The 23,797-nt window shown below is 59.8% G+C and carries 19 protein-coding genes; 11 read left to right on the top strand and 8 right to left on the bottom strand.

The window, feature by feature from the left end:
• Positions 1 to 61 precede the first annotated feature (61 nt).
• From AC07XF_RS12570 to gcvH, 4 genes are all read left to right on the top strand, one after another.
• A complete protein-coding gene (locus AC07XF_RS12570) occupies positions 62 to 1,066 on the top strand; it encodes an extracellular solute-binding protein (protein ID WP_495026729.1) in 1,005 nt (334 codons plus the stop codon).
• A 241-nt stretch (positions 1,067 to 1,307) separates the two neighbouring features.
• Positions 1,308 to 2,924 carry an ABC transporter permease gene (locus AC07XF_RS12575; protein ID WP_495026730.1) on the top strand — a complete coding sequence of 539 codons (1,617 nt, stop codon included), beginning with the start codon at positions 1,308 to 1,310 and terminating at the stop codon, positions 2,922 to 2,924.
• A 156-nt stretch (positions 2,925 to 3,080) separates the two neighbouring features.
• The gene (gene gcvT, locus AC07XF_RS12580; protein ID WP_495026731.1) at positions 3,081 to 4,163 is read left to right on the top strand and encodes a glycine cleavage system aminomethyltransferase GcvT; all 1,083 of its coding nucleotides are present in this window, start codon (positions 3,081 to 3,083) and stop codon (positions 4,161 to 4,163) included.
• A gap of 49 nt (positions 4,164 to 4,212) precedes the next feature.
• Positions 4,213 to 4,596 carry a glycine cleavage system protein GcvH gene (gene gcvH, locus AC07XF_RS12585; protein ID WP_495026732.1) on the top strand — a complete coding sequence of 128 codons (384 nt, stop codon included), beginning with the start codon at positions 4,213 to 4,215 and terminating at the stop codon, positions 4,594 to 4,596.
• An 84-nt stretch (positions 4,597 to 4,680) separates the two neighbouring features.
• Here gcvH and AC07XF_RS12590 read toward each other — a convergent pair whose 3' ends face one another.
• Positions 4,681 to 5,820: a DegT/DnrJ/EryC1/StrS family aminotransferase gene (locus tag AC07XF_RS12590; RefSeq protein ID WP_495026733.1), complete on the bottom strand. Its 1,140-nt coding sequence runs from the start codon at positions 5,818 to 5,820 to the stop codon at positions 4,681 to 4,683.
• Between the two features lie 154 nt (positions 5,821 to 5,974).
• Here AC07XF_RS12590 and gcvP point away from each other — a divergent pair, with 154 nt between their 5' ends.
• Positions 5,975 to 8,848, top strand: coding sequence for an aminomethyl-transferring glycine dehydrogenase (gene gcvP, locus AC07XF_RS12595; protein WP_495026734.1), 2,874 nt, complete (start codon positions 5,975 to 5,977; stop codon positions 8,846 to 8,848).
• 194 nt (positions 8,849 to 9,042) lie between these two features.
• Here gcvP and AC07XF_RS12600 read toward each other — a convergent pair whose 3' ends face one another.
• The 5 genes from AC07XF_RS12600 to AC07XF_RS12620 form a co-directional block, all read right to left on the bottom strand.
• On the bottom strand, positions 9,043 to 9,360 hold the full coding sequence (locus AC07XF_RS12600; protein ID WP_495026735.1) for a DUF2388 domain-containing protein: 318 nt from the start codon (positions 9,358 to 9,360) through the stop codon (positions 9,043 to 9,045).
• Between the two features lie 68 nt (positions 9,361 to 9,428).
• Positions 9,429 to 9,878 (bottom strand): NfeD family protein, encoded by a 450-nt coding sequence (locus AC07XF_RS12605; RefSeq protein WP_495026736.1) that lies wholly within the window; start codon positions 9,876 to 9,878, stop codon positions 9,429 to 9,431.
• An 8-nt stretch (positions 9,879 to 9,886) separates the two neighbouring features.
• Positions 9,887 to 10,807, bottom strand: coding sequence for an SPFH domain-containing protein (locus tag AC07XF_RS12610; protein ID WP_495026737.1), 921 nt, complete (start codon positions 10,805 to 10,807; stop codon positions 9,887 to 9,889).
• A 78-nt stretch (positions 10,808 to 10,885) separates the two neighbouring features.
• Positions 10,886 to 12,670 carry a type IV pilus assembly ATPase TfpB gene (tfpB, locus tag AC07XF_RS12615; RefSeq protein WP_495026738.1) on the bottom strand — a complete coding sequence of 595 codons (1,785 nt, stop codon included), beginning with the start codon at positions 12,668 to 12,670 and terminating at the stop codon, positions 10,886 to 10,888.
• Between the two features lie 90 nt (positions 12,671 to 12,760).
• Positions 12,761 to 13,099: an ACT-like domain-containing protein gene (locus tag AC07XF_RS12620; RefSeq protein WP_495026739.1), complete on the bottom strand. Its 339-nt coding sequence runs from the start codon at positions 13,097 to 13,099 to the stop codon at positions 12,761 to 12,763.
• A 126-nt stretch (positions 13,100 to 13,225) separates the two neighbouring features.
• On the opposite strand from AC07XF_RS12620, the gene AC07XF_RS12625 reads away from it, so the two are divergent.
• Positions 13,226 to 13,690 (top strand): Lrp/AsnC family transcriptional regulator, encoded by a 465-nt coding sequence (locus AC07XF_RS12625; RefSeq protein ID WP_495026740.1) that lies wholly within the window; start codon positions 13,226 to 13,228, stop codon positions 13,688 to 13,690.
• A gap of 97 nt (positions 13,691 to 13,787) precedes the next feature.
• Here the strand turns inward: AC07XF_RS12625 and AC07XF_RS12630 are convergent, their stop codons facing one another.
• Positions 13,788 to 15,155, bottom strand: a complete 1,368-nt coding sequence (locus tag AC07XF_RS12630) for a CYTH domain-containing protein (RefSeq protein WP_310056006.1) — start codon at positions 15,153 to 15,155, stop codon at positions 13,788 to 13,790.
• 157 nt (positions 15,156 to 15,312) lie between these two features.
• Here AC07XF_RS12630 and argE point away from each other — a divergent pair, with 157 nt between their 5' ends.
• Complete coding sequence (argE, locus tag AC07XF_RS12635; RefSeq protein ID WP_495026741.1) at positions 15,313 to 16,476, top strand: acetylornithine deacetylase; 1,164 nt, start codon at positions 15,313 to 15,315, stop codon at positions 16,474 to 16,476.
• A gap of 261 nt (positions 16,477 to 16,737) precedes the next feature.
• Positions 16,738 to 18,036 (top strand): amino-acid N-acetyltransferase, encoded by a 1,299-nt coding sequence (gene argA, locus AC07XF_RS12640; RefSeq protein WP_495026742.1) that lies wholly within the window; start codon positions 16,738 to 16,740, stop codon positions 18,034 to 18,036.
• A 128-nt stretch (positions 18,037 to 18,164) separates the two neighbouring features.
• Here the strand turns inward: argA and tauA are convergent, their stop codons facing one another.
• Positions 18,165 to 19,154 carry a taurine ABC transporter substrate-binding protein gene (gene tauA / locus AC07XF_RS12645; protein ID WP_495026743.1) on the bottom strand — a complete coding sequence of 330 codons (990 nt, stop codon included), beginning with the start codon at positions 19,152 to 19,154 and terminating at the stop codon, positions 18,165 to 18,167.
• A 364-nt stretch (positions 19,155 to 19,518) separates the two neighbouring features.
• Here tauA and AC07XF_RS12650 point away from each other — a divergent pair, with 364 nt between their 5' ends.
• From AC07XF_RS12650 to AC07XF_RS12660, 3 genes are all read left to right on the top strand, one after another.
• Entirely contained in the window at positions 19,519 to 20,859 is a 1,341-nt protein-coding gene (locus AC07XF_RS12650) for an OprD family outer membrane porin (protein WP_495026744.1), read from the top strand.
• Positions 20,860 to 21,439: 580 nt separating this feature from the next.
• Entirely contained in the window at positions 21,440 to 22,780 is a 1,341-nt protein-coding gene (locus tag AC07XF_RS12655; protein WP_495026745.1) for an OprD family porin, read from the top strand.
• 291 nt (positions 22,781 to 23,071) lie between these two features.
• Complete coding sequence (locus tag AC07XF_RS12660) at positions 23,072 to 23,710, top strand: peroxiredoxin (RefSeq protein WP_007993146.1); 639 nt, start codon at positions 23,072 to 23,074, stop codon at positions 23,708 to 23,710.
• The last annotated feature ends 87 nt before the right edge of the window (positions 23,711 to 23,797 follow it).

Genomic DNA, 23,797 nt, shown 5'->3' on the forward strand with positions numbered 1-23,797 from the left:
TGAGAAGCTAAATGTGAGTCCTTATCATTTGCCCTCATTTTTCAATCGAGAGACCGCTCCCATGTTGGCACCGAAGCGTCTACTGACTGCACTGGCCCTGACCCTGATCGGCAGCACCGCCGCCCAGGCTGCTGACGAGGTGGTGGTCTACTCCTCGCGTATCGACGAACTGATCAAGCCAGTATTCGATGCCTACACCGCCAGGACCGGCGTGAAGGTGAAGTTCATCACCGACAAGGAAGCGCCACTGATGCAGCGGCTCAAGGCCGAGGGCGCGAATACGCCGGCCGACCTGCTGCTCACCGTCGATGCCGGCAACCTCTGGCAAGCCGAGCAGATGGGCATCCTCCAGCCATTCACCTCGAAAACCATCGACGCCAACATTCCGCTGCAATACCGGGCAGCCTCTCATGCCTGGACCGGCCTGAGCCTGCGGGCGCGGACCATCGCCTACTCCACTGATCGGGTGAAGCCAGGTGAGTTGACCACCTACGAAGCGCTGGCCGACAAGCAGTGGGAAGGCCGCCTGTGCCTGCGCACGGCAAAGAAGGTCTATAACCAGTCCCTGACCGCGACCATGATCGAAGTGCACGGCGCCGACAAGACCGAGGAAATCCTCAAGGGCTGGGTCAAGAACCTGTCCACTGACGTGTTCTCCGACGACACCGCAGTGCTGGAAGCGATCAATGCCGGCCAGTGCGACGTCGGTATCGTCAACACCTACTACTACGGCCGCCTGCACAAGCAGAAGCCAGACCTGCCGGTGAAATTGTTCTGGCCGAACCAGGCTGACCGTGGTGTACACGTCAACCTGTCGGGTATCGGCCTGACCCAACACGCGCCGCACCCGGAAGCGGCCAAGGCCCTTGTCGAGTGGATGACCACGCCTGAAGCGCAGAAAATCTTTGCCGACGTGAACCAGGAGTTCCCGGCCAACCCGACGGTAGCGCCTTCTGAGGAAGTGGCGGCCTGGGGCAAATTCATTGCCGATACCTTGCCGGTGGAAATTGCCGGCAAGCGCCAGGCGGAAGCGATCCGCATGATGGACAGGGCTGGCTGGAACTGAGTCAGCCGTTTTGCTGCGCCCCGCCTATGCGGGGCGTTTTGTTTGTGCGCCCCGCGTGTTGATCCTGTAGGAGCTGGCTTGCCAGCGAAGGCGTTCTTGAGCAGTGCACCGATCATTCGGCCGCCTTCGCTGGCAAGCCAGCTCCTACAAAATATGCACTCCCCAGTATTTGTTGGGTGCCACAACCTCTAAAAAGGGGAGTGCGCAGTTGTGTCTACCCCATCCGTAAGAGAGCTTTTCCTTGGCCCACCCCGCCCAACGCCGCTGGTATCCAGTCGTCTTCGCCATCGCTGCGCTGGTCCTGTTGCCCCTGAGTGTCCTGCTGCTTTCCTGGCAAACCATCGACGCTCAAATCTGGTCCCACCTGTGGGGTACGCAGATGCCACGCCTGCTGGGCAACACGCTGACGCTGGTACTCGGTGTCGGTGTGGGCGTCACCCTGCTGGGGGTCAGCCTCGCCTGGTTGACCAGCCTCTGTGATTTCCCCGGCAGGCGCTGGCTGGACTGGGCATTGATGCTGCCCTTCGCGATTCCAGCTTATGTGCTGGCGTTCGTGTTTGTCGGCCTGCTGGATTTCGCCGGGCCTGTGCAAACCCTGCTGCGCGAGTGGTTCGGTAGTGGTCTGCGACTGCCGCGCGTGCGCTCCACGGGCGGGGTGATTCTGGTGCTGGTGCTGGTTTTCTATCCCTATGTGTACCTGTTGGCCCGAACGGCCTTTCTTGCCCAGGGCAAAGGCCTGATGGAAGCGGCGCGGGTCCTTGGCCAATCGCCCTGGCAAGCGTTCTGGCGGGTAGCGCTGCCCATGGCGCGGCCAGCCATTGGTGCGGGCGTGGCATTGGCGCTGATGGAAACCCTGGCAGATTTCGGCGCTGTGTCGGTGTTCAACTTCGATACCTTCACCACGGCCATCTACAAGACCTGGTACGGTTTTTTCAGCCTGTCCTCCGCCGCGCAACTGGCCAGCCTGTTGCTGCTGGTGGTGATACTCGTGCTGTACGGCGAACGGCGTGCTCGCGGGGCCAACCGGGCGAGCAACGAGCGACCACGGGTCAAGGCGCTGTATCACCTGCGAGGCGTCAAGGCGCTGGCAGCCATGACATGGTGCGGGCTGGTGTTTGCCTGCGCCTTTGTCATTCCAATGCTGCAACTGATGGCGTGGTTCTGGCAGCGTGGGCGCTTCGATCTCGACGAGCGTTACGCCGGGCTGATCGCCCATACCTTGTACCTGGGGGCGATGGCGGCGTTGATCACCGTCAGCGTCGCCTTGTTACTGGCGTTTGCCCGACGACTGGCGCCCACCCGTGTCATTCGTTCCGGGGTCAGTCTGGCCAACCTGGGTTACGCCTTGCCGGGCTCGGTACTGGCGGTGTCGATCATGCTGGCGTTCAGTTACCTGGATCGTGAACTGGTCATCCCGCTCTCGAGCTGGCTCGGAGGCGCGGGCAAACCGCTACTGCTCGGTAGTCTGGCGGCGTTGTTGCTGGCGTATCTGGTGCGCTTCATTGCGGTGGCCTACGGGCCACTGGAAAACAGTCTGGCGCGTATACGGCCATCTTTGCCCGAAGCGGCACGTAGCCTGGGCGTCAGTGGGCCACGACTGTTTTTCAAAGTGTATCTACCATTGTTGTTGCCCGGCACCTTGAGCGCTGCGCTGCTGGTGTTTGTCGACGTGCTCAAGGAAATGCCCGCGACCCTGCTGATGCGCCCGTTTGGCTGGGACACACTGGCGGTGCGGATCTTTGAAATGACCAGCGAAGGCGAATGGGCGAGGGCGTCTTTGCCGGCATTGACCCTGGTGCTGGTCGGGCTGTTGCCGGTCATCGGATTGATCCGGCGCTCGGCACATCGAAACAGCTAGGTGTCAGTCCTACACCTTGCGGCTACAATGCGCGGCATTCGGTGCGGTCCGTCTGACAGACCAGGTGGCTGAAATCGGCTAAAGGCCCTTTGTTTCAAGGCATTCAGTCCGTGCAGCGCTTGTCCGCACCTTCGCCACGCCCGGAAGGAGAAACCCATGGGACAGCGTACGCCTCTGTATGACCTTCATCTCGCACTCGGCGCGAAGATGGTCGATTTTGGCGGTTGGGACATGCCTCTGCATTATGGATCGCAGGTCGAGGAACACCACCAGGTGCGCCGCGATTGCGGTGTCTTTGATGTGTCCCACATGACCGTAATCGACGTCTGTGGCTCCCAGGCCAAAGCCTGGCTTCAGCATTTGCTGGCCAATGACGTCGAACGCCTGCACAGCCCTGGCCGTGCGTTGTACAGCGCCATGCTCAACGAGCAGGGCGGGATCGTCGACGACATGATCGTCTACCGCCTCGATGAGGGTTATCGGCTGGTGGTCAATGCCTCCACCCGCGATCAGGACATGGCCTGGATGCAAGCCCGTCTCGACGGTTTCGACGTGCAACTCAGCGAGCGGTCCGAGTTGGCGATGCTGGCTATCCAGGGCCCTCAGGCCCGGCAAAAAATTGCCGAACTGGTCACCCAGTCCCGCAGCAACCTGATCCAGCTCCTCAAGCCTTTCGAAGGCTTGCCCGACGGTGACTGGTTCATCGCGCGCACCGGTTATACCGGCGAAGACGGCCTGGAAATCATTCTGCCGGCCGATCAGGCGCCAGGCTTTTTCAACGATCTGGTCGGTGCCGGGATTTCTCCCATCGGCCTTGGCGCGCGGGATACCTTGCGGGTCGAAGCCGGTATGAATCTTTACGGTCAGGACATCCAGCAGGATATTTCACCGTTGGCCTCTAATATGGCCTGGAGCATTGCCTGGGAACCTGCCACCCGGCAGTTCATCGGGCGCAAGGCGCTGGAGACCGAGAAGGCGGCCGGCGTACAGCACAAACTGGTCGGTCTGGTCCTTGAGGAGCGCGGGGTTTTGCGCGCTCATCAGGTGGTCCGCATCGCCGATGTTGGCGAAGGGGAGATCACCAGTGGTAGTTTCTCTCCTACGCTAAGCAAGTCGATTGCACTGGCGCGCGTGCCGATGGCAACTGCCGACCGCGCTGAAGTGGAAATCCGTGGCAAGTGGTACCCGGTTAGGGTGGTCAAACCGACCTTCGTACGCCACGGCAAAACCTTGATCTAATCTTTTCTGGCGGGAATGCCCGCCGACTATTTTCCTGAGGACACAGAACATGAGCGATATCCCTGCCGACCTGCGTTTTGCCGAAAGTCACGAATGGGCACGTCTGGAAGCCGATGGCACCGTCACCGTGGGCATCAGCGATCACGCGCAGGAAGCGCTGGGTGATGTGGTGTTTGTTGAGCTGACTGAAGTCGGCAACGTTTTTGCTGCCGGTGATCAATCGGGTGTCGTTGAATCGGTTAAAGCCGCTTCCGACATTTATGCACCGATCAGCGGTGAAGTGATTGCGGTCAATGAAGCGCTGAGCGGTGAGCCTGAGCTGCTCAACTCCGATCCGTACGGCGCATGGATCTTCAAACTCAAGCCAAGCAACACCGCCGATCTGGAAAAACTGCTGGATGCCGCCGGCTACAAGACTGCCATCGGCGAGTAATCCTCGCCCCTGTAGGAGCCAGCTTGCTGGCGATGGCGTCCTCGAAATCGCCATCGCCGGCAAGCCGGCTCCTACAAGGGTTGTTCAAGGTTTCAGAACCGCTTTCACGGCCGCCACCGAACGCTCGACATCTGCTTTGCTCATCGCCGTGAACATCGGCAGCGAGACAATCAGCCGACCGACCCGTTCAGCGACCGGGAACATGCCCTCCTTGAAACCGCGTTCGCGGTAAAGGCTCAACAGGTGAATCGGCGGGTAGTGATAACCGATCCCGACACCCAGTGCCTGCATCTGCTCCATGAAAGTCGCCCGCGCCGGTTTGCCATCCGTGCGTTCCGGTAATACCAGCTGGAACAAGTGCCAGTTGCTTTGGGTGAAATCCGCCGGAGGCAGTTGCGCCCCGTACTGCGCTTCGAAATCCTCGCCAAAGCAGGCGAAATAATGCCGGGCGAGGTCACGGCGATGAGCGGTGATGGTTTCGATATGAGCAAATTGCCCAAGGCCAATGGCCGCCGCGACGTCGGTCATGTTGAATTTGCCACCCAGCACGTCGACGTCCAGGCCATCGAAGCCGTTGCGGGTAACGCCCTGCAGCCGGTATTTCTCCGCCAGTCGTACTTCTTCGGGCGTATTCAGCACCAGGCAACCGCCCTCGGATGAGGTAACGTTTTTATTCGCCTGGAAACTGAAGGACACGAAATCCCCCGTCGAACCAATGCGCTGGCCGTTCCAGCTGGAGCCCAATGCCTGGGCCGCATCTTCGACAATCCGCAGGTTGTGCTTCTTCGCCAGTGCGTACAGACGCGTCATGTCCACGGGCAATCCGGCGAGGTACACCGGAATGATGGCCTTGGTGCGCGGAGTGATCGCCGCTTCCAGTTGATCCAGATCGATATTGCGCGTCACCGGGTCGATGTCGGCGAACACCGGGGTGGCGCCGACTTCCAGGATGACGTTGGCGGTGGCCACCCAGGAAATCGGCGTGGTGATCACTTCGTCGCCCGGCCCGACCCCGGCAATACGCAAGGCAATTTCCATGGTGCAGGTGCCGGAATTGAAGGTGCGCACCGGGCGCCCGCCAAAATACTCCGAGAGTTGCGCTTCGAAGGCCTGGACCTTTGGGCCGCTGGTAATCCAGCCCGAGCGCAATACGTCGCCGACGGCGGCGATCGTGGCTTCATCGATGGTGGGTTTGGAAAACGGCAGGAAAGGCAGTTGGCTCATAGATACAGTCACCCGATCAGCGGACATTAGGTTGGCGCCGGACATGATGATCCGGATTGGTCGACTGCGCCACGTCATCCACGCGGATATCGACTGCTATGCTGGTTTGACCGTGTTGCATCGACGCTGAGCGCCAGTCAAGAGAGAGCCCGTCATGTCCCAGTTGCCGTCCCTGAGCCAGTTACGCGATCCCAATGCCTTTCTTCGCCGCCACCTCGGACCCGATGCCGCCGAGCAACAGGCGATGCTCGACAGCCTCGGCCTCGGCAGCCGGGTCGAATTGATCGAGCAAACCGTGCCACCGGGCATTCGCCTCAACCGGGCGCTGGACCTGCCCCCGGCACTCGATGAAGAGGCCGCGCTGGCCAAGCTGCGTGGTTATGCCGAGCAGAACCAGGTCTGGACCAGCCTGATCGGCATGGGCTACCACGGCACCCTCACACCGGCCGTCATTTTGCGTAACGTGCTGGAAAATCCCGGTTGGTACACCGCGTACACACCCTATCAACCGGAGATCGCCCAAGGGCGGCTCGAAGCGCTGCTGAACTTCCAGCAATTGACCATCGACCTGACCGGCCTGGAACTTGCCAATGCCTCGCTGCTCGATGAAGCCACCGCCGCGGCGGAAGCCATGGCCCTGGCCAAGCGGGTCGCCAAGTCCAAAAGCAACCTGTTCTTTGTCGATGAAAACTGCCACCCGCAAACCATTTCCGTGGTGCAGACCCGCGCTGAAGGTTTCGGCTTCGAGCTGATCGTCGACGCTGTGGATAACCTGAAGCAGCACCAGGTGTTCGGCGCACTGCTGCAGTACCCCGACACCCACGGCGAAATCCACGACCTGCGGCCGTTGATCGATCACCTGCACGCGCAACAGGCCCTGGCCTGTGTCGCCACGGATTTGCTGAGTCTGCTGTTGCTGACCCCGCCGGGTGAACTGGGCGCTGATGTGGTGTTCGGCTCGTCCCAGCGATTTGGCGTGCCCATGGGCTACGGCGGGCCTCACGCGGCATTTTTTGCCAGCCGCGATGAATACAAGCGAGCGATTCCCGGGCGGATCATCGGTGTTTCGAAAGACGCGCGGGGCAACACCGCCCTGCGCATGGCCCTGCAAACCCGCGAGCAACACATCCGCCGGGAGAAGGCTAACTCCAACATCTGCACGGCCCAGGTGCTGCTGGCCAATATCGCCAGTTTCTATGCGGTCTACCACGGCCCGGAAGGGCTCAAGCGGATCGCCCAGCGGGTTCATCGGCTGACCTGCATCCTTGCCGCCGGGCTTGAGCGCAACGGTATCACCCGGGTCAACCGGCACTTCTTCGACACCCTGACCCTGGAAGTCGGTGGAACCCAGACCGCCATCATCGAAAGTGCCCGGGCCGCACAGGTCAACCTGCGCATTCTCGGACGCGGCCAACTGGGCTTGAGCCTCGACGAAGCCTGCGACGAAACTACCGTGGCGAAGCTGTTCGATGTGTTTCTGGGGGCCGATCACGGGCTCAGCATCGAGGATTTGGATGCCGAAGTCTTGCCTGGCGGAATTCCCGAAGGGCTGGCGCGAACATCGCCTTATCTGCGCCATCCCGTGTTCAGCGCCCATCACAGCGAAACCGAGATGCTGCGCTACCTCAAGCAACTGGAAAACAAGGACCTGGCGCTCAATCAATCGATGATCCCGCTTGGCTCCTGCACAATGAAGCTCAACGCCACCAGCGAGATGATCCCGATTACCTGGCCCCAGTTCGCCAACCTGCACCCGTTCGTACCCAAGGAACAGGCCGCCGGTTATGGGCTGATGATCGAAGAACTTGAGCGCTGGTTGTGCGCGATTACCGGTTTCGACGCGATCTGTATGCAACCCAATTCCGGTGCCCAGGGCGAGTACGCCGGATTGCTGGCGATCCGCAAATACCATGAGAGCCGGCAACAGGGCGGCCGCGATATTTGCCTGATTCCTTCGTCGGCTCACGGCACCAATCCCGCGTCGGCGCAAATGGCCGGGATGCGTGTGGTGATCGTCGAGTGTGACGAGGCGGGAAACGTCGACCTGGATGACCTCAAGGAAAAAGCCGCGCAGGCCGCCGACAAACTCGCCTGCCTGATGGCGACATACCCTTCGACCCACGGGGTGTATGAGGAAGGCATCAGCGAAATCTGTGAAGTGATCCACCAGCACGGCGGCCAGGTGTACATGGATGGCGCCAACCTCAACGCCCAGGTCGGGCTGGCGCGGCCGGCCGATATTGGCGCCGATGTCTCGCACATGAACCTGCACAAGACCTTCTGCATTCCCCATGGTGGCGGTGGTCCGGGCATGGGGCCGATCGGGGTACGGGCGCATCTGGCACCGTTCGTGGCCAACCATCCGGTGGTGCCGATTGACGGGCCGGATCCGCAAAATGGCGCCGTCAGCGCGGCGCCCTGGGGTAGCGCAAGTATTTTGCCGATCAGCTGGATGTACATCGCGATGATGGGGCCGCAACTGGCGGACGCCAGCGAAGTGGCGATCCTCTCTGCGAATTACCTGGCGCGGCATTTGTCCGGCGCCTTCCCGGTGCTCTATACCGGGCGCAACGAGCGGGTGGCGCACGAATGCATCCTCGACCTGCGACCGCTCAAGGCGTTGACCGGCATTACCGAGGAGGACGTGGCCAAGCGCCTGATGGACTACGGCTTCCATGCCCCGACCATGTCGTTTCCCGTGCCGGGGACGCTGATGGTCGAACCGACCGAAAGTGAATCGAAGGCGGAACTGGACCGGTTCATCGGGGCGATGCTGAGTATCCGCGCGGAAATCAACGAGGTGCAAAACGGTAATTGGCCGGCTGAAGAAAACCCGTTGAAAGGTGCGCCGCATACGTTGGCCGATATCACCGGCGTGTGGGAGCGGCCGTACAGCATCGTGCAAGCGGTCACGCCGGACGCGCACACCAAGGCTCACAAATACTGGCCGGTGGTGAACCGGGTGGACAATGTGTACGGGGACCGGAACCTGTTTTGTGCGTGTGTGCCGGTCGACGACTACCGCTGACCTCCCAGGCAGCGCATAACCCATGTGGGAGCGGGCTTGCTCGCGAAGGCGTCGAGTCAGCCAGATTTATGCTGAATGACACACCGCTTTCGCGAGCAAGCCCGCTCCCACAGAGGGTTCAGTGAACATGGGATTTGTGTCCGCGGGGCAAAAAAATGCCGCTCAAGTGAGCGGCATTTTGGCGTTCGCGATTGTTATTCCGAAGCCACTGCATTCTTCGCCAGGATTGCATTCGCCAGTTCCATGTCCGTGGCTTGCAGGCCCGGGTTGTCGGCGCGGACTTTCTGCATGGCCGCTTCCAGGTACGGACCGCGGATACTGCCGTCACTGGCGACGAAGCTGCTGGCGTCGTCCTGGGCGGCAACGATCAGCTTGTGATCTCGGGACGTCAGATAGCTCGAACCGGTGGTTGCGCCGGACGTAAGAATGTTACGCCAAAAAGTATCGGCCATCGCCGAACCGACAGGCAAAGACAACAGGGCGACGGTAGCGACAGCAAGTTTGAAACGCATGAAAGGGTGACTCCACTGGGTTAACTACGCGGTTGGATTGCCAACCCCCAATCGAGTTCCATGACCGCCTATTCAGCGGCTTCGACCAGCAGGATCGCGCCTTGTTGGCCGACCACCCGCACGCGGCTGCCAATGACGGCGTCCGGTCCGCGGGCCATCCACACGCCGTCGGCCACCTTGATTTTGCCGCGACCGTCGACAATCGCTTCATGCACCACGAAGGTTTTGCCGATCAGATCCTGGCCGCGCAGATTCAGGTGTGGCTGATCGCTCGGACGCGTTGCCGTGCGCTGACGCCGCCACCAGTACAACGCGGTGGCAATCGCCAGCAGGCCAAACAACAGAAACTGCCACTCCCAGGACAGGTCTGGCTGGAGGAAGGTCAGGACACCCACGGCTGCCGCCGCCATGCCGATCCACAACAGATAGCCACCGGCGCCGAACACTTCAAGAATCAACAGCACCGTGCCCAGCGCCAACCAGTCCCAGAACGAAAGATGCTGAAAAAATGCCCACATGGCGCGCCTCAGGCTTTCTTGTTATCGAAAGTGGCCTTGACGATTTCGCCAATGCCGCCCACCGCGCCGATCATCGAGCTGGCCTCCAGCGGCATCAGGATCACTTTGCTGTTGTTGGCCGAAGCCAAGTTGCCCAGCGCATCGATGTATTTCTGCGCCACGAAGTAATTGACCGCTTGCACGTTGCCACTGGCGATGGCTTCGGACACCACTTTGGTGGCCTGGGCTTCTGCCGCGGCTTGCCGCTCGCGGGCTTCGGCTTCCAGGAAGGCGGCCTGGCGACTGCCCTCGGCTTCGAGGATCTGCGCCTGCTTCTTGCCTTCGGCGGTCAGGATCGCCGCGGCGCGCAGGCCTTCGGCCTCGAGGATCTGTGCACGTTTGATCCGTTCGGCTTTCATCTGCCCCGACATCGCCGCCATCAGGTCGGCGGGTGGGCTGATGTCCTTGATCTCGATCCGGGTGATCTTGATGCCCCACGGCGCGGTGGCTTCATCGACGGTACGCAGCAGTTTTTCGTTGATCCCGTCACGCTGGCTGAGCATGGCGTCGAGTTCCATCGAGCCGAGTACCGTACGGATGTTGGTTTGCAGCAGGTTGCGGATGGCATGCTCGAGGTTGTTGACCTCGTAGGCAGCCTGGGCCGTGTTGACCACCTGGAAGAAACACACGGCGTCGATTTGCACCGTGGCGTTGTCGGCGGTGATGACTTCCTGCGGCGGAATATCCAGCACGCTTTCCATCACATTCATCTTGCGCCCGATGCGGTCCATGACCGGAATGATGACGTTCAGTCCAGGCTTGAGCGTGTTGGTGTAGCGCCCGAAACGCTCGACGGTCCATTCGAAGCCCTGGGGCACGACCTTGAAACCCATGAACAGAATGGCGACCACCAAGCCGACAAAAAGCAAAAGCACGCTACCGATCTGCATAACGATTCCTTGTTGATGTGTGGATCTTTGGAGTTGCATTCGCTGGAGTGTAGCGGTGCCGGATAAAAACAGCCGGGCTCAGTTCTGCTCGCTCTGGGGTGTCACTCGCAGAACCTCCTCGATGGTCGTCAGCCCGGCGGCGACTTTTTGCGCCCCGGACAGCCGCAGGCTGCGCATGCCTTCCTTGAATGCCTGACGCCGCACGGCCAGCAGATCGGTGTCGGGACTGATCAACGCTTTGATGCCATCGCTCAGTTGCATGATTTCGTAGACTCCGGCGCGACCGTGATAACCGGTGTCGCGGCATTCCAGGCAACCCATGGCGCGCTGGGCATTGCCCGGCAAGGGTGCTTGCCAGGGTCGGGTCAGGGTTTGCCAGTCGTCTTCGCCCAGCGTCAGCGGCGCCTTGCAGTGCGGGCACAGGGTTCGCACCAGGCGCTGGGCCATGACGCCGAGCAACGTGGCCTTGATCAGGTAGTGCGGCACGCCGAGCTCCAGCAGGCGACTGATGGCGCTGGGCGCATCGTTGGTGTGCAGGGTCGACAGCACCAGGTGCCCGGTGAGCGCAGCCTGGATCGCCATCTCCGCGGTTTCGAGGTCGCGGATCTCGCCGATCATGATGATGTCCGGGTCCTGCCGCATCAGCGCGCGCACGCCGGCGGCGAAGGTCAGGTCGATGTTGTGCTGGACCTGCATCTGGTTGAACGCCGGCTCGACCATTTCAATCGGGTCTTCGATGGTGCAGAGGTTGACCTCCGGCGTCGCCAGTTTTTTCAGGGTGGTGTAGAGGGTGGTGGTCTTGCCCGAACCCGTCGGCCCGGTGACGAGGATGATGCCGTGGGGCTGGCGGGTCATGTCTTGCCAGCGGCGCAGGTCGTCGACGGAAAACCCGAGCTGGTCGAAGTCCTTGAGCAGGACTTCCGGGTCGAAGATCCGCATGACCATTTTTTCGCCGAAGGCTGTTGGCAGTGTCGACAAACGCAATTCGACTTCACCGCCGTCCGGGGTCTTGGTTTTCACCCGGCCGTCCTGGGGTTTGCGTTTTTCCGCGACGTTCATGCGCCCCAGGGTCTTCAGGCGGCTGACGATGGCCATGGTGACCTGAGGCGGGAATTGATAGACGTTGTGCAGCACGCCGTCGATGCGAAAGCGCACTGTGCCTTGCTCGCGCCGGGGTTCGATGTGGATGTCGCTGGCGCGTTGCTGGAACGCGTACTGGAACAACCAGTCGACGATGTTGACGATGTGTGCGTCGTTGGCGTCCGGCTCCTGGTCGCTGGCGCCGAGGTTGAGCAACTGTTCGAAATTGCCGAGGGTACTGACCTGCGGGTCGGCGCTGTTCGCCCCGGTGACCGACTTGGCCAGGCGGAAGAATTCGACGCTGAAGCGCTGGATGTCCACCGGGTTGGCCACCACACGCTTGACCGGCAACTTGAGCACATGGGTCAGGTCGGCCTCCCAGCCGCTGACATAGGGCTGGGCGCTGGCCACGGTCACCGCATCGCGGTCGATCGATACCGCGAGGATTTTGTGGCGCTGGGCGAAGGCATAGGACATCAGTGGTGTCACGGCCGCGACGTTGATTTTCAGCGGATCGATGCGCAGGTAAGGCTGGCCGGCCTGCCGGGACAGCCACAGGGTCAGGCTTTCGAGGTCGAGCTGTTTGCCGGGACGGCTGAGATCGTCCAGCTGTTGACTGGCGATGAACTCCAGCGGATGCATCTGGCCATGGGCGGCGTTGCGGCGCCGGGCATTGAGCGCGTGTTCGGCCGAATCCTGGCTGAGAAAGCCCTGGGCGACCAGTTCGCGCAGCACATCATTGAGATCCAGCCAGCGGTCCTGAAGGGCGAGTTGTGCGGACATGCGGGCTCCTATTGAACGACAGTCCGCAAAGGATAGCCGTGGCCCGGCTGACTGTTGGGCCACTACCCGACGAAGCCGTTTCGGGATTTTTCAGCCCGCCGCTTGAGCCGCTTCGGCCCACGCAGAATCAGCTTCTTGCAGCTCCACAGAGCAGACGCTGATCAGGTTACGAAGTTTTTCCGCAATCACTTGCGCGCGGTGCCAGCTCAAACCGTCGATGACGATCTCGAGGGTCAGCCAGTCTTCATGGCGTTGCACGTTGACCTGTTCCGGCGTGAGCAATTGCAAGGCGAACAGATTGAGGGCGCGACACAGCAGGTCCGGTTCTGCCTCGGCCAGCATTTGATAGCGAACCCGGCAGTGGGCGTTGCTGACGTTCCAGACATCGGCGCGGGTGGACGGGGTGTTCACGGCTTCAAGATACGGCATGCTCTGGCTCCAAAATCACTGGAGAAATGTTTACATCCTGTGCCGGGTATTTCTTCTCTATGATTGGCAAAATTGCAGAAATGTAGAATTAATCAATTCACTTGTAGATCGATCAAGGGTTTTTTTATGCAGAGCGAACTGGACAACTACGACCGCAAGATCCTCGCCTTGCTGCAAGAGGACGCTTCGCTCTCCAGCGCACAGATCGCCGAGCAGGTGGGCCTTTCGCAATCGCCATGCTGGCGGCGGATTCAGCGGATGAAAGAGGAGGGCATCATTCGCGGCCAGGTGACCTTGCTCGACCGCAAGAAAATCGGCCTGAACACGCAGATCTTCGCGGAGGTGAAACTCAATGCCCACGGGCGTTCGAACTTCACCGAATTCACCGAGGCGATCCGCGGATTTCCGGAAGTGCTGGAGTGTTATGTGCTGATGGGGGCGGTGGATTTCTTGCTGCGGATTGTCACGGCGGACATCGAGGCCTATGAGCGTTTCTTCTTCGAGAAACTGTCGATGGTGCCGGGGATTCAGGAGGTCAATTCGATTGTGGCGTTGTCGGAGATCAAGTCGACTACCAGTTTGCCGGTCTGATGTTTTGTGGTGAATGTGCGGGCCTCTTCGCGAGCAAGCCCGCTCCTACAGGTTTCGGTGATTCTCTGTAGGAGCTGGCTTGCCAGCGAAGGCGGTATTACAGGCGCAGCAACATTTTCCAGGCACGGTTCTGATACACCGCAATCGCCTGCTGCTTGCGCGCATCCAGGACTTCGTCGGTGATCGATTCGTTGGCCAGTTGCGCCAGTTTGTTCAGTTCGCCGTACAGGCGATCCATTTCCGGGATCTCCAGCACGTTGCGCGCATGGTGCAGCCAGACCTGGATGCGTTCGATGCGTGGCAATTGCTCGGCCAGGTCTTCCGGCTGTTGCTGATAACGCTGCAATTGCAGCGAAGTGGCTTCTTCGCCCAGCAAGCGCGGCAACCAGCTGCCCAGTTGCGCAGCACCCTGGCGATTGCCACGGGTGTTGCGGTCGGCAGCCCAGGTGCGGGCCAGCAACCAGCGCGAAGTGGTCAGGGAGAACAGGCCCCAGCGCGGGTCTTCGAGTTCTTCGAGGAACTGCTCAGGTGCGGCTTTGCGCACGTCCTCATCTTCCAGGCCGGCCTGGACCAGCGGGCGCCAGTCTTCCAGCAAGGCATCGAGGGCGACACGCAGATCGTGGGTCGACTGACGCGGAGCGGCCTGGCCGAGGCTGCTGATCAGCGCGCGCATTTCCGCGAGGTTTTCGACCCAGTCCTGCAACAGGCGCCAGTGACCGTTGAAGCGATACTGTTCGGCCAGACGCTGGCTGCTGCCCAGCAAATGCCAGCTCAGCGCGGCGAACGCGTCGTCCAGCGGCGTTTCGGCAGTGATCTGCGGCGCCGGCAGGCTCAACGAATAGCTGTGGGCGTCGTACAGGCGATAACCACGCTCGGCCTTGCTGATGTCACACGGCATCAGGGCCAGTTTCTCGGCCAGCTCGGCGGCCAGTTCCAGCAATGCGGCCGGCTCGCCTTCGCGCAGTTCCAGTTCCAGCTCACAGATTTCTTCTTTCTGTTTGCCGACCACGACGTGACCCAGGTCCAGCGCGGCTTCGATGACCACTTTGGTCTTGCCGCGACCCCAGGCGATTTCCGCGCGTTCGCGGACGAAGTCGGTGGTGAAGATCGGCTTCAGGGTTTTCTTGTCAAGTGTGGCCAGTTCCTCGGGCCAGCATTCGCCGTCGAGTTTCTTCAGGTCGAGCTTGGCTTTGGGCAGGTTCCAGTCGTATTCGTTACGTACCGACAAACCGGCGACGCTCTGGCCACGGGTCTTGAGGGTCTGAATCACTTCGTCGCCATCCTTGCGCAGGCGCAGGGCGACTTTGGCCTGGGCCAGGTCGCGCTCGGGCGTGTCGAAGTACTGGTTCATCAACTCACGGCGTTCCCAGCCACTTTTGTTGCGTTTTTTCAGTAACGGGTGCTCGCGCAGGGCGGCGAGGGTTTCGCGGCTGACGCGGAGTTTGATTTCGGTTTCTTTCTGCATGGCCGGAAAATCCAGGATCGGGAGCGCAGCCGGGGGAATGTGTGGCTGCCAAGGTCGTGCAGTGTACAGGACTCAAGGTTAGTCCGCGCCGCGACGGTTTATTCCTGTCATCGGTTGGTTCTATGATGGACTTCAATTCGGGAGCCGGGAGTCAGCGATGCCATTGCCGTCGATGAAAGAACAATTCGCTGCGCTGATCGCCGCACCGTCCGTCAGTTGTACCCAGCCCAGTCTCGATCAAACCAACCGCCCGGTGATCGACCTGCTGGCGACGTGGCTCGGTGAGCTGGGTTTTACCTGCGAGATCCAGCAGGTCAGCCCCGGCAAGTTCAACCTGCTGGCCAGTTTTGGTTCCGGTCCCGGTGGCCTGGTGCTCGCCGGGCACAGCGACACCGTACCGTTCGACGGTGCGTTGTGGCAGACCGATCCGCTGAAACTGACCGAAGTCGACGGACGTTGGATCGGTCTGGGCAGTTGCGACATGAAGGGCTTTTTCGCCCTGGCCATCGAAGCGGTCAAACCGCTGCTCGATCAACCGTTCAAACAGCCGTTGCTGATTCTTGCCACGTGTGACGAAGAAAGTTCGATGTCCGGCGCCCGCGCGCTGGCCGAAGCGGGGCGGCCGTTGGGTCGCGCGGCGGTGATCGGCGAGCCGACCGGGCTCAAGCCGATCCGCATGCACAAAGGCATCATGATGGAGCGCATCGACATCCTCGGTCAGAGCGGTCACTCCTCCGACCCGCGCCTGGGCCACAGCGCCCTGGAAGCGATGCACGATGCCATCGGTGAACTGCGCGGCCTGCGCTTGTTGTGGCAGCGAGAATTCCGCAATCCACAGTTTGGCGTGCCGACCCCGACGATGAATTTCGGCTGTATCCATGGCGGCGACAACCCTAACCGTATCTGCGGCCAGTGTTCGCTGGAATTCGATTTGCGGCCGTTGCCCGGCATGGACCCCAAGGCCTTGCGTGCCGAGATCCTGCAGAAGCTCAACCCGATTGCCGAGCGGCATCAGGTCAAGATCGACTACGCACCGCTGTTCCCGGAAGTGCCGCCCTTTGAGCAGGCCGAGGATGCGGAACTGGTGCGGCTCGCCGAAAAGCTTACCGGCCATAGCGCCGAAGCAGTGGCGTTCGGCACCGAAGCGCCTTATCTTCAGCGCCTTGGCTGTGAAACGCTGGTGCTTGGCCCGGGTGATATCGCCTGCGCTCACCAGCCGGGGGAATACCTCGAAATGTCACGTTTGCAGCCTACGGTGCATCTATTAAGGCAACTGATCGAACACTATTGCCTGACACCGACCCAAACCGCGGCCCTGTAGGAGCGAGCTTGCTCGCGATGAACGCAAGGGCCACGCGTCCATTCAGAAAGGTCGCGTAATCGTTGAAGTCCATCGCGAGCAAGCTCGCTCCTACAGGGGCTGTGATTTGACTGACAAGCCGTATAAATTGCCGGTACTCAAACCCGTATTCATGAGGAGAGCGCGCGTGTCGCCAAGCCTGTTCCGACGATAACCATCAGCCCGCTGTGCGTTTTCAGTTTCGCCCTTTTTTCGGCTGCTATTTATTACAGGCCCAGGTTCATGCCCGAATACGTCAATTGGCTTCGTCACGCTTCGCCTTACATCAACGCCCACCGCGATTGCACCTTTGTCGTCATGCTGCCCGGCGACGGTGTTGAACACCCGAACTTCGGCAATATCGTCCACGACCTGGTGCTGTTGCACAGCCTGGGCGTGCGTCTGGTGCTGGTTCACGGTTCCCGGCCGCAAATCGAAACGCGCCTCGCGGCGCGTGGCCTGACCCCGCATTACCACCATGGCATGCGCATCACCGATGCCGCGACCCTGGAGTGCGTGATCGACGCGGTCGGCCAGCTGCGCATTGCTATTGAGGCTCGCCTGTCGATGGACATGGCCTCGTCGCCTATGCAGGGCTCACGCTTGCGGGTGGCCAGCGGCAACCTGGTGACGGCGCGGCCGATCGGCGTGCTTGAAGGCGTCGATTATCACCACACCGGCGAAGTGCGCCGGGTCGACCGTAAGGGTATCAACCGTCTGCTGGACGAGCGCTCCATCGTGCTGCTGTCGCCGCTGGGCTACTCGCCGACCGGGGAGATTTTCAACCTGGCCTGCGAAGACGTCGCCACTCGTGCGGCCATTGACCTGGGTGCGGACAAACTGTTGCTGTTCGGCGCTGACCTGGGCCTGATAGATGAACACGGGCGCCTGGTGCGCGAACTGCGTCCGCAGCAAGTGCCGGCGCATCTGCAACGGTTGGGCAGCAACTATCAGGCAGAATTGCTGGATGCCGCGGCCGAAGCTTGCCGTGGCGGCGTGGCCCGCAGCCATATCGTCAGCTACGCCGAAGACGGCGCACTGTTGACCGAGCTGTTCACCCGCGACGGTGGCGGTACGCTGGTGGCGCAGGAGCAGTTCGAAGTGGTGCGTGAAGCGGCCATTGAGGACGTCGGTGGTTTGCTGGACCTGATCAGTCCGCTGGAAGAACAGGGCATCCTGGTGCGCCGTTCCCGCGAGGTGCTGGAGCGCGAAATCGAGCAGTTCAGCGTGGTTGAACGCGAAGGCATGATCATCGCCTGTGCGGCGCTGTATCAGATTGCCGATTCGGAGGCGGGTGAGCTGGCGTGCCTGGCGGTGAATCCGGAGTACCGCCATGGCGGTCGCGGTGATGAGCTGCTGGAGCGCATTGAAACCCGCGCACGGGCTCAGGGGTTGAAAACCTTGTTCGTCCTCACCACCCGCACCGCGCACTGGTTCCGCGAACGTGGCTTCGAACCCAGCAGCGTTGATCGACTGCCGTCGGCGCGGGCGTCGCTTTACAACTATCAGCGTAATTCGAAGATCTTCGAAAAAGCCCTGTGATCAGGATGCGGTCCCTGTAGGAGCGAGCTCGCTCGCGAAAATCGTGAACGATAACGCGTAAAACCAGATGCCCCGTGGCGTCCTTGGGTTTTTCGCGAGCAAGCTCGCTCCTACAGAGGTCGGTGGTGTTACTCGGTGACAAACCTCGCGCTGACATACGGCGAGTAATCCGGCAGCACCGTCTCGACCTTCCCTTGCTCCTTCAAGAATTTCGCCGTTTCGCCAATGGCCTTGGCCGTGCCGCCGTCCAGCAGCGCAGTGCTCTGTTGCGCCTTGGCATCCGGGAATGCGGAACCGGCCAACAGCTCCGGTACATCCGCGGCGTTGGCACCGGTCAGTTTGGCGATTTTCTGGACGGGTAGCGAATCAGCGGTCCATTGGTCTTTATGAGCGGCATAGTCGGCGAATGAATCCAGGGTGACCCTGGCGAACTTTGCCACGACCTCCGGATGTTTTTCGGCGTAATCCTTGCGCGCCACCCAGACCTCAAAGGTTGGCGCCCCCCATTGGCTCACTTGCGCGGCATCGGTCAAGGTCTTGCCGCTCTTGCGGATTTCTCCCAGGGCGGGCGACCAGACAAACGCGCCATCAATATCACCACGTTTCCAGGCTGCCGCGATTTCCGCTGGCTGCAGGTTCACCACTTTGACTTTCGAGCTGTCCAGGCCCCAGTGCTTCAACGCGCCAAGCAGGCTGTAGTGGGAGGTTGAAACGAATGGCGTGGCGATGGTCTTTCCGATCAGATCTTGCGGATTTTCGATGCCGCTGCCGTTGCGCACCACCAGCGCTTCGGCGGCATTGATCTGGGCCGAGACGATGAACGCGACAATCGGCAGGTTGCGCGAGGCGGCAGCGGCCAGCGGACTGGAGCCGAGATTGCCGATTTGCACATCGCCGGAGGCAATCGCCGTGACCACTTCCGGGCCGCTGTTGAAGCGTCGCCAGTCGATGGGCTGGCCGATGGTTTTTTCATAAAGGCCATCGGCCTGAGGGACTTTGCTGGGGTCAATGCCGGTTTGATAGCCGACGGTGAGGTTCGCTGCATGAGCGGTGAAAGAAAATACGAACGATACACAAACTGTAACAATTGATCCGGATAGTGCGCGTTTAGTCGTCATGGGGCTGCCTTTCGGTAAAGGATTTGTTTCCGAATTGCGTCAGAAACTAATCGATCTAAAAAAGCAAAAACAAATACCGATTAGGAATTAGCTTGTAAGAAAAACCCTCTATTCTGGGGTAGTTGGGGAGTCGGGAGCTAAATTCCTAAACGGTATTAGAAAAGAATCGGGTAATTCTTTTCAGGTTCATGACGAATTCATGACCCTGCAGGGACCAAAAAACCGGGGGTTAGACTATGGTCGTAGACACACATGGTTACGATTGACTTGTGGGTCACGCTCTGGCGCTAATCGCGCATCTTAGGATTTCGGGCGTCGACTCGAGACCAGGAACACAAGAATTAGAATCGAGAGGAGCTTCACAATGAACAAGTCCACCTTGGCTTTGGCCGTGGCCGTTGGGGTTTTGGCGCAGCAGGCAGGCGCCGCAGGTTTCCTGGAAGACAGCAAGGCGTCCATCAGCTCTCGCACCATGTATTACGACGCCGACATGCGGGAGGGTGCGAGCACTCCTGCCAACCGTCAGCGCGAAACCGCTGAAGGTCTGAAGTTCGACTACCTGTCCGGTTTCACCCAGGGTACCGTAGGTTTTGGTATCGACGCCCAGGCTCTGGTGGGTATCCACCTGGATGGCGGCAAGGGGCATCACCCGACCGGTAACAGCAACTCATTCTTCCCTAGCGATGGCAATGAGGCGGCCGACGAGTGGAGCCGTCTGGACGGCAACGTCAAGGCTCGCTTCTCGAAGACGGAAGCCCACCTGGGTGGCGCTCTGGCACCTAACCTGCCGATCCTGATCGCGAACGACAGCCGTCTGCTGCCGCAGACCTTTGAAGGTGGCACCATCACCTCCAAAGAAATCGACAACGTGACCTTTAACTTTGGCCAGCTGGAGCACGCGTCGGGTCGTGCCTCCTCGAACTCCACTGGCCTGTCTGTGGCTGGCGCTACTCAGGACAGCAACAAATTCCTCTACGGCGGTGCTGACTGGAAGGTCACCAAAGACCTCTTGCTGCAGTACTACTATGCGAACCTGGAAGACTTCTACAAGCAGAACTTCCTCGGCCTGGTGCACGTCTACCCGATCGCGGCCAATCAGTCGTTCAAGACCGATATCCGTTATTTCGACAGCAGCTCAGACGGCAAGAACGGCGACCCCGGCTTCCAATTCAACAACAACAATGGCTTTGCCAAAGAAAAGGGCGTGGTCGATAACAAGACCTGGAGCGCCATGTTCACCTATACCCTGGGTGGCAACGCATTCCTGCTCGGGCATCAGCGTGTCAGCGATGACGGCGGCTTCGTTTTCTTGAACCAAGGCAACCTTGTCGACAGCAACGGTAATCCTGAAGGTGCCGGCGGCGCGAGCTTCTACTCGTTTACCGACGCCACAGTTGGCAGCTTTATCCGTGCCGGTGAAAACACCACGTTCGGTCAGTACTCCTATGACTTCGCCTCCCTGGGCGTGCCAGGCTTGAAAGCTTCGATTGCTTACTTGAATGGCCAGGACATCAAGGCTACCAACGGTGTTGGTAAAGACCTGAGTGAGCACGAGACCGACGCGCGTATTGATTACGTGATTCAAACGGGTGCACTGAAAGGGTTTGGTACGACGCTGCGTCACGGTACCTACCGTGGCAACACCAGCACCCTTGACCAAGACCAGACCCGTCTGATCTTCAACTACACCTACAGCTTCATGTAATAGCCGTAAGAAAAAGCCCCGTCGGTTGGCGTAATGCTGTTCAGTTAAGCGAGAATGATCCACTGTAGGAGCGAGCTTGCTCGCGATGGTCGTTAACGATGCCGCGTGTTTATTGACTAAACGCGGGGCTCTTGAGTCCATCGCGAGCAAGCTCGCTCCTACAGAATCCTTAACTGAACAGCATTACCGCCGGTTGGCGGGGTTTTTTTTCGTGTCGAGTTTTATATTCCATAAACAAAGATGCTATTTCTTTTTTATTCTTTTTAGTTTTTAGCCATCCCGCTTAAAGTGCGCCTGTCCGACACTCTTCCCTGAGCTCGGATTTGGCAATTTCGTCCCTCGACAATTGATCAGGTTCAGGAATTGGCCTTGCCGCCGATACCTCGGATCTGTCGTGGGAAGTCATATTCCATGCCGATATTAAAAAACACTAAAAAATTCTTTTTGGCTTTAAGGCCATGTATCCTGCGGCCCGCCAAACGACCGGCTTAGACGGTTTGCCGCGAATTTATGCGTTTAGGATCCCGGGCATTAGATCCAGGACCAGGAACACAAGAATTAGAAACGAGAGGAGCGAAACATGAACAAGTCCACCTTGGCCATCGCTGTGGCCGTAGGGGTTTTGACCCAGCAGGCAAGCGCCGCGGGTTTCATCGAAGACAGCAAGGCAACATTGGGGCTGCGCAACTTCTACATCAATACCGATAACCGTGACGGTGCCGGTGCCAACAAAAACGAAGAATGGGGCCAGGGCTTCGATCTGCGTTTCATCTCCGGGTACACCCAAGGCACCGTCGGCTTCGGTATCGACGCCATCGGTCTGCTGGGCGTCAAGCTGGATTCGGGCGGCGGCACCAACGGCGCCACGGCGACCTCTTACGGCGGCACGGTTTTCCCGAGCAAATCCAACGGCGAGGCGGTTGATAATTTCTCCAGCCTGGGCCTGACTGCCAAGGCCAAGGTTTCCCAGACCGAACTGAAGCTGGGCACCCTGCAGCCGAAAAACCCGGTGATTGTGACCAACGACGGCCGCCTGCTGCCGCAAACCTGGCAGGGTGGCCAGATCACTTCCGCCGAGATCAAGGACCTGTCGCTGGTCGGTGGTCAGATCGAAGCCGTTAAAGGCCGTAACTCCAGCAACAACGAGCAGATGTCGATTTCCGGTGCGAACACTCGCGGCACCAAGTTCCGCGACAGCAACAAGTTCATCTACGCCGGTGGTGACTACAAAATCACCAAGGACCTGACGGCCCAGTACTACTACGGCAACCTGGAAGAGTTCTACAAGCAACACTTCCTGGGTCTGGTGCACAACTGGGCAATCGGCCCGGGCGTGTTGAAGTCGGATTTCCGTTATTTCAACAGCTCTGATGATGGTGCCAACGGTCACGACCCTCTGTTCTTCACCACCGGCAACTACAACGCGCCAAACGGTAAAGGCAAGGTCGACAACAACCTGTACAGCGGCCTGTTCCTGTATTCGGTTGCCGGTCATACCTTCGGTGGCGGCTACCAGGTCAGCAACGGCAGCAGCGACTTCCCCTGGCTGAACCAGGGTGACGGTTCGTCGAACTACACCATCACCGATTCGCAAATCCAGAAGTTCGGCCGTGCTGGCGAGAAAACCTGGCAAGCACGCTACGCGTTCGACTTCGCCAAGGTCGGCGTACCTGGCCTGACCGCGGGTCTGGTATACCTGCACGGCGATAACATCGATACCGTTAACGCCAAGGGTGGCGAGGCGGCCAATGGTGCTTCCGAGTGGGAGCGCGATCTGAGCGTGGCTTACGTCGTTCAGGAAGGCCCGCTGAAAAACCTGGGTCTGACGTGGAAAAACGCTACCTGGCGCACCGACCTGCCGAACACCCGTTCGCAGGACGAAAACCGCGTGATCCTCAGTTACTCGATCCCGCTGTTGTAATAGCGCTCGCGTAACCGAGACAAAAAAGCCCCGCCCGGTATTGCACCGGGCGGGGCTTTTGCATTTCCAAGACGGGTTCACCCCCGTAATCCCGCCTTGAATTTCCCTCTTTGCAGCAACTCAAGGCCTTCTCGAACCTTGGGGACGATGTTCGGCGGGTTGTGCATGCGCGTCCAGTGAATAGATCTTTAATATTTCTTTATGATCTAAATAAATCGATATTTATTCTTTTTAATAGATAAAAAACGCAGGCACAGTTGACCCCATCAAGCACTCACAAGGAGCAGCACCATGGGTCTCAGACTTGGCGATATCGCCCCCGATTTCGAACAGAACTCCAGCGCCGGCATCATCCGTTTCCATCAGTGGCTGGGCGATAGCTGGGGTGTGCTGTTTTCCCATCCGGCGGATTTCACACCGGTATGCACCACTGAATTGGGCTTCACCGCCAGGCTCAAGGATGAGTTCGCCCAGCGTGGAGTCAAGGCCATCGCGTTGTCGGTGGACCCGGTGGAGTCGCACCACAAGTGGATCGAGGACATCAATGAAACCCAGGACACCGTGGTCAACTTTCCGATCCTGGATGACGCCGACCGCAAGGTCTCGGACCTCTACGACCTGATCCATCCCAACGCCAACGACACCCTGACCGTGCGCTCGCTGTTTGTGATCGACCCGAACAAAAAGGTCCGGCTGACGATTACCTACCCGGCGAGCACCGGCCGCAACTTCCATGAAATCCTGCGAGTGATCGACTCGCTGCAACTCACCGACAACTACAAGGTGGCCACACCGGCCAATTGGCAGGACGGTGATGAAGTGGTGATCGTGCCGTCGCTCAAGGATGAGGATGAAATCAAACAGCGCTTCCCCAAGGGCTATCGGGCGGTCAAGCCTTACTTGCGCCTGACGCCGCAGCCTAATCGGTGAATCATCAATATTTGCGGTGTGGCTGATGCCGCTTTCGCGAGCAAGCCCGCTCCCACCCCCCTGTGGGAGCGGGCTTGCTCGCGAAAG

The sequence above is a fragment of the Pseudomonas sp. GW821-FHT01C01 genome, assembly GCF_059422645.1.